Source organism: Rhodoferax sp. OV413, from assembly GCF_945881795.1.
Taxonomy (GTDB): Bacteria; Pseudomonadota; Gammaproteobacteria; order Burkholderiales; family Burkholderiaceae_C; genus Allorhodoferax.
Genome location: NZ_CAMCVG010000007.1, coordinates 43,151 through 50,369 on the forward strand (window position 1 = coordinate 43,151; position 7,219 = coordinate 50,369).

The 7,219-nt window shown below is 62.7% G+C and carries 4 protein-coding genes; all 4 read right to left on the reverse strand.

Going from position 1 to position 7,219, the window contains the following annotated elements; genetic code table 11:
* Positions 1–5: 5 nt before the first annotated feature.
* On the reverse strand, positions 6–3,047 hold the full coding sequence (locus Q0O05_RS01985) for a hybrid sensor histidine kinase/response regulator (RefSeq protein ID WP_293660185.1): 3,042 nt from the start codon (positions 3,045–3,047) through the stop codon (positions 6–8).
* A 9-nt stretch (positions 3,048–3,056) separates the two neighbouring features.
* Complete coding sequence (locus tag Q0O05_RS01990) at positions 3,057–4,652, reverse strand: methyl-accepting chemotaxis protein (protein WP_293660186.1); 1,596 nt, start codon at positions 4,650–4,652, stop codon at positions 3,057–3,059.
* Positions 4,653–4,810: 158 nt separating this feature from the next.
* A complete protein-coding gene (locus Q0O05_RS01995) occupies positions 4,811–5,878 on the reverse strand; it encodes an aldo/keto reductase (RefSeq protein ID WP_293660188.1) in 1,068 nt (355 codons plus the stop codon).
* A 50-nt stretch (positions 5,879–5,928) separates the two neighbouring features.
* On the reverse strand, positions 5,929–7,219 hold a 1,291-nt coding region (locus Q0O05_RS02000), incomplete at its 5' end, for an AMP-binding protein (protein ID WP_293660189.1).

Consider the following 7,219-nt stretch of genomic DNA (forward strand, 5'->3'; position numbering starts at 1 on the left):
CGCAATTAAGGCGTGAGCGCCAAAAGCAACTGCCGCAACCGCTCCAACTTAGGGGCAAACGCGGCCGCATTGCGCGCGTCGGCCAGCACCTCCATCTCGCCCGACAGGTGGTAAACCTCGCTATCCGGCCATATGTAGGCCACGCTGCCCTTGATGCCGTGCACCACGATGGCGGCGGTGTTCCAGTCGTCGTCGGCGATGGCAGCTTCGATCTCGCTGATGCGCAGCGGAACCTGCGCCTTGAAAACGGCGAGCATTTTGTTGCGCAAGGTCTCGGCTTTGGCTTCCCTGTCAGCGCTGGATGGGGGCGCGGGCATGCTGGTCACTTGCGGCGGCGCTACGGCTGGGGTGCCCTCCAGCAACGCGTCCAAGGCATCCAATCCTGCCAAAGCATCTAAGCCCGCCAAATCAGCCAAGACATCAAGTTCAGAGTCAGCCTCGGCAGCAGGGGAGGCCACCTCCGCCTCAGGGTGTGTCGTCCCGCAAGGCGCCCGGCCCTCCGACATGGCCTGGGCAAACACAGCGTTCACTGTGATGCGTAGTGCCTCTTCGTCAATCGGCTTGCCCAAAAAGTCGTTGGCGCCGGCTTGCAGGAAGTTGGCGCGGTCTTTCTCCGACACGTTGGCAGTCAGCGCGATGATGGGGATGGTCTTATCCCCGATGGTTTGGCCCGCATAGTTTCCGGCCCGGATGTGGCGGGTGGCGCTCAAACCATCCATCACCGGCATACGGCCATCCATCAAAATCAGATCGAAAGGGGCGGCCATGAGCGCCTTCAGGCATTGCTCACCATCGTCGGCCAGCATCACCTGGTGGCCCAAATCCCGAAGCATTTCTTCCACAATCATCTGGTTGGTCGGCACGTCTTCCGCCACCAGAATCCGCAACCCCTGAGTCGCCCCCTGCCCCACGTCCGGGCCGGCCTCGGCCGCAGCCGGTGCGACACCGGCAGGTTCGGCGGCCAAGGTTTGCGGTAGCACTACGGTGAACACACTGCCCTCACCCGGCGCGCTACTGACCGCGATATGACCGCCCATCACGCCAGCCAGCTGCTGGCAAATGGCCAGCCCCAGGCCCAGTCCTTCGAACTTGCGGGTACTGGAGCGGTCGGCCTGCTCGAAGCTCTGGAACAGTTTGGCCTGTGTGGCTGCATCCATGCCCAGGCCGGTGTCACGCACCTCGATGTGCATGGCAAACCCGGTACCCGGCTCCGCCCCATCGGGCAAGCCGGGGCAGGCGACCCGCAAGGTAATGGCGCCCTGCTCGGTGAATTTGACGGCGTTACTCAGCAAATTCATGACGATTTGCTGGATGCGCTTCGCGTCACCCGCGAGCCAGGCCGGCACGCCGGGAGCAATCTCCACATGCAAAGACAAACCCTTAGCCTGCGCGCGTTCGCCAAATGTCTGCCTTAACACTTCCAGCATGGGACGCAGCGGATAGGGCGTAACCTGGGTCTGCAAGCGCCCGGTGTCGAGCATGGTGATATCCAGCAGGTCGTCCACGATCTGGTGCAGCATTTGGGCGCTGCTTTGTGCGGTGAGCAATCGCTCGCGCAGCCCCGAAGGCATGGTGTCGCGCAGGCTCAAATTAAGCATACCCAGCACGCCGGCCAAAGGGGTACGTAACTCGTGGCTGATGAGCGAGAGAAACTCGCTCTTGGCCTGCGAGGCGCGCTCGGCCGTCTCAAGGGCACGCGCCAGTTCTACCTGTGAGGCCTTGAGTTCGGAAACCAGCCGCTGCTCTGCCTGAAGGGCCTCATGCTGAATGCGCGAGGCCGCCTGTTCGGCGCGCAAGGCGTCGCGCTGCGCAAGTTCTTTCTCTTTGCGGGCGGTGTTGAAGCGATCAGCCAGCGCAAAGGCCAGCAAAAGCATTTCAATCCCGGAGCCGATTTGCAAGCCGTTTTCGACGATAAAGCCGCCAGAAAGAAGCTTCTCGTTCTGCAAAAGCAAGAGCACTGTGCCGACAATCGGCATGGCAAACGCCACCAAAAAGAACCCGGCAACGCGATCGCGCAAGACGACCAACCACGCGCTGGCGCTCAAGATGACTAGCATTCCCACGCCAGAGATCAGTGTGCTGTTGCGGATGATGATGGAAGCGTCGAACGGCAACACCCCCATGAGGAGCACCATCCCCCAGGCAGCGGCCTTCATCACCCGGTCCATATTGGGCAACAAGGTGGCGGTCTGCAACATTTGTCGTGCGAACTGCAGCCCCAAGGACATACTTAAAATTATCGCTAACTCCAGCACAAAGCCGTCCGGCCACGGTTCATGGGGCCACAAAAACTCCCGGGCCAAACCACTATGTGCGGCTAACAGCAGCGTCAGCGACAGCACATAGCCGACATACATGAGGTACTCGCGCCGTTGCAGCACCAAAAACAAAAGCAAGTTGTAGGCTGCCAGGCCCAGCACCATGCCGTAGTACAGCGCGTGAAAGATGTAGTCGAGTTTCTGCTCTTGGCTAAAGACATCGGGCTGCCAGAGATTGACACTGAGGACGACGTAATTCGATTGAACGCGCATGTAGACCGCCTGGGTCTGACCGGGCTCTAGATGCGCGTGAACGACGGGTTTGCGGTTGGCGTAGGGCTGGTTGGCGTGGGGTCTGTTGGTGCCTAACAGCAAGGAGTCGAACCGGCCGTCGGGCGCCTGAATATAGAAGTCAACTTCTTTGTGCGGCTCCATTTCAATGAGCCGGTCGACCGGCTGCGTGGAGGCGTTGCGCCAGCTCCAACGGACCCAATAAGTGCTGCGGGTGCGGCCCAGGTTCAGGGACTCCACCGCGCCAACCGGCTGAAAGCGGGCCGCAATGTCCGGCTTTTGAATGTCAGCAAAGGTGAGTGTGCTGCCGGTGTCCTCGAAAAATTCGAGGTAGGGTGTGATTTGAAAGCGCCCGGACGTTGTGCTGACATCAACGATGCTGCCGGCGCCAGCCGGCGTAAGTGCCTCCGATGCGAGCGAGCCCGGCGCGATCAAACACTGCAAGCACAGCGCCAGTACTGCCAGCGCCGCGCGTTGCCATCGGGCAAACCAGGCCACGGCTATCGTTCAGCCTGCGGCGAGTGCCCGGCTTTTTGAGGCAGAGAGTCGCGGAGCTCCGGAGGACGCACCACCCTGGGCCAGGCGGAACACGCTGACGGTTTCGACCAGGTCTTCCGCGCGCGATTTGAGGCCGCTGGCTGCGGCGGCCATTTCTTCCACCAACGCGGCGTTTTGCTGGGTGGCCTGGTCGATTTGATTGACCGCTTGACCCACCTGCGAGACGCCGGCGTTTTGCTCGATGCTGGCGGCGCTGATTTCGGCCACCATGTCGTTGACCTTCTTGATCGCGGCAACCACTTCGGCCATGGTCGCACCCGCCTGGTCGACGAGCGAGGAGCCGGATTCCACACGCTCGACGCTGGCGCCAATCAGGGTCTTGATTTCCTTGGCGGCTGTGGCGGAGCGGCCGGCCAACGCCCGCACTTCCGAGGCCACCACCGCAAAGCCGCGGCCCTGGTCGCCCGCGCGGGCGGCTTCGACCGCGGCGTTCAGGGCGAGGATGTTGGTCTGGAAGGCAATGCCGTCGATCACGCTAATGATGTCTGAGATCTTGCGGCTGGATTCGTTGATGCCCTTCATGGTTTCCACCACTTCGCCAACCACCTCGCCGCCGCGGGTGGCGATCAGGGAGGCGCTGGTGGCCAACTGGCTGGCCTGACGGGCGTTGTCGGCGCTCTGGCGCACGGTAGCGTTGAGCTGCTCCATGCTGGAGGCAGTTTGTTGCAGGGCGCTGGCCTGCTGCTCGGTGCGTTGGGAGAGGTCGTGGTTGCCGTGGGCGATTTCGGAGCTGGCGTTGGCCACAGAGTTGGAGCCTTCGCGCACCGAGTCCACCAGCGAAACCAGGTTCTGTTGCATCGACTGCAACGAGGTGAGCAGAGCGGCAATCTCGTCGCGGCCGTTGATTTCAATGCGTGAGGTCAGGTCGCCCTGGGCCACCCGGTCGGCCACCTCCACCGCCCGCTGCAGGGGATGGACGATCTGGCGGGTGAGCCAGAAGCTGCCGGCCACAGCCAGCGAAGTCACCACCAGCATGACCACCAAGGCGAGCTTGGTGGCCCATTTGGCGGCTTGCGCGGCATCCAGGGATGCAGTGACTTCGGCCTTGGAGAGAGACTCCCGCAGCTCCATCAGAAGGGCCGCAGCGCCGCGGTCTTTGCCCCTGGCGGCCTGGTCGCCGACACTGAATTCGTTGCCTGCAGCCTTGTAGGCGTCAAAAGCGGCCTTGTAGCCGTCTTGCGCAGCGCGCATTTGCGTCCGCAAATTACCCAGCACGGCTTTGTTGGCGGGGTCGTTGACCAAGAGCGCTTCAAGCTCGTCAATCAGGACTTGCACCTCGTTCATTTCTTTGAGGTGGGCGGTCCAGTACCGGTCTTGTTCCTTCTGTTCCTTGCCGCGCAGGAGCACGTTCTTCCACTCCTGGATGGCGGTTGCGAAATGAGCAGAGATCTCAGCGGCCTTTTTGTGTCCCGCCACCTGGTGCAGCACCTCGTTCTGGTACTGGTTGACAGATACGTTCAGGCGCCAGATGCCGAACATGCCCCCCGAAAACAGCAGAAACAAGGAGATGGCAAATGCCAACGGCAGCTTCATACTCAACTTCATAACGCCTCCAGCCCATTTGAACGAACCAAACCAATGTATCAAAGAAATAAAAAATCTATTTGAAACCCGTTCGCGCGCTCTGGCGGGGCGCTGCGCTCAGCGCGCTGGCTTGCGCTTTACACCGAAGGTGCCGTGGCTTGAACCGCAGGTGTCGTGGCTTACACCGCGGGGTCGCGAATCTCCCAGCGCACTGCATCAATCTTTTGCAGTAGCTCCTCGGGCAGCACGGTGCCCCAGGCGTCGAGGTTTTCGTCGAGCTGCTCCAGCGTGCGCACACCAATGATGGTGCTGGCTACCTGCCACTTGGTGTAGCAAAAAGCCAGCGCCATCTGGGTGGGGGTAAGGCCGTATTCGCGTGCCAGGGCGTTGTAGCGGCGGGCGGCTTTGAGGGCGTCGGGGCGGCCCCAGCGCTGCTTGCGGGTCGACTCGAACTTACGCAGGCGCCACTCCTGGGGAACGCTGTCGCCCAGAAGGCCCTCGTCGTCGTACTTGCCGGTGAGCAGGCCAAAGGCCAGCGGCGAGTAGGGCAGCAGCGAGACGCCGAGCCGGTGCATGGTTTCGTCCAGCCCGTTTTCTACCGTGCGGGCCAGCAGGCCATAGTTGTTTTGCACGGTCGCAATGCGCGGCAGACCATGCTGCTCGGCCAGGCGCACGAATTCGTGCACGCCATACGGCGTTTCATTGGAGAGGCCGATGGCGCGCACCTTGCCGGCTCGCACCAGGGTGTCCATGGCGCGAAGCTGCTCCTCGATGGTGCTGAGGCCGGTGTTTTCGTTGGCGGGGTTGTAGTACATGCCGCCGAACATCGGCACCTGGCGCACCGGCCAGTGGATCTGGTACAGGTCGATGACCTCAATGTTCATGCGCTGCAGGCTGCCTTCGCAGGCGCCGATGATGTCCTCAGCCGTGAGGTTGCTGCTGCCGTTGCGCACCCAGGGCATGGCGCGCGAGGGGCCGGCGACCTTGGTGGCAATCACCAGCTTCTCGCGGGCGCCGGGGTTGGCCTTGATCCAGTTGCCGATGATTTTTTCGGTGAGGTTGAAGGTCTCGGCACGCGGCGGCACCGAGTACATCTCCGCGGTGTCAATAAAGTTCACGCCCCGCTCCAGAGAGCGGCTCAGGATGGCGTGGGAGGTGGGCTCATCCACCTGCTCACCGAAGGTCATGGTGCCCAGGCAGATGGGGGTGACGTGCAGGTCGCTGCAACCGAGTTGGATGGTGTTCATGGCGTTCAGTTTAGGGGGTGGCGGGGTGAGGTTCGGTTGCGGGGTTTTGCTCAAGCGCGGGCAGCAGCGTAACGCGCCTCCTCCTGCAAACGCAACACCCTGCGCTGCACTTTGCCGGTGGTGGTCATGGGCAGGGCGTCCACGAATTCAATCTCTTTGGGGTACTCGTAGGGCGCAAGCTGCCCCTTGACGTGGGCTTGCAGGTCCAGGGTGAGTTGGGCATGAAATACGGCTGTAGCGCTTTCACTGCCTGCGCAAGCAGCTACAAAATCAGGAGCAATCACCACATAAGCCTTGACCAGCGCGCCGCGCTCGGCGTCGGGCTTGGGCACCACGGCGGCGTTGACGACGGCGGGGTGTTTCACCAGGCAGTTCTCTATCTCGCCGGGCCCGATGCGGTAGCCGGCAGACTTGAACACATCGTCGCTGCGGCCCTGGTACCACAGGTAGCCCTCGGCGTCGCGCACCGCCAGATCGCCGGTACGGCACCAGTCGCCGGTGAATTTGGCGGCGGTGGCGGCGGGGTTCTTCCAGTAGCCTAAAAAGAAGATGGGGTCGGGGTCGCCATGCACATCAAAGCGGTGCAGCGCCACGTCGCCGGGCACGCCTGCCGGGCATTCCCGGCCCGCCTCGTCAATCACCGCGACCCGATGGCCGGGGTAGCCCATGCCCATGCTGCCGGGCTTGGCGGGCCAGTGGCGGCTGGAGTTGCCGACGATGTAGTTCATCTCGGTCTGGCCAAACATCTCATTGGGCGTGACGCCAAGCTGCTGCACGCAGTAGCCAAAAACCGCATCGCCCACCGCCTCGCCCGCGCTCATGATGGCGTCGAGCTTCAACCCGAACTGGCGGCGCACGGTGCGGCCTGTGGCCCCCGGATACGCCTTCATCATGGCCTTGAGCGCGGTGGGAAACAAAAACGTGTGCGTGACGCCGCAATCGCGCATCAGCTCCAGCGCGACTTGCGGGCTAAAGCGCCCCCTGAAGGCGACGATGGGCCGCCCGAAGTAGAGCGTGGGCAAGAGAGCGTCCATCAGCCCGCCCGTCCAGGCCCAGTCTGCGGGCGACCAGAACACCGCCCGGGAGCTGCGATTGGTGACGCCGTCAAACCCGAACCAGTTCTGGCTGGCCACAAAGCCGCTGAGGTTGCCAATCAGCGCGCGGTGCGGAATCAGCGCCCCTTTGGGGTTGCCGGTGGTGCCGCTGGTGTAAATCAGCACAGCGGGGTCGTCGGCCAGCGTGTCTACCAGCGCGAACTCGGCCGGTTGGGCTGCCAGGGCGGCCTCCCAGCGGGCGTCGTGCGGGCCGCAGAGCAGTGAGGCTGCATCGTTATCCCCCAAC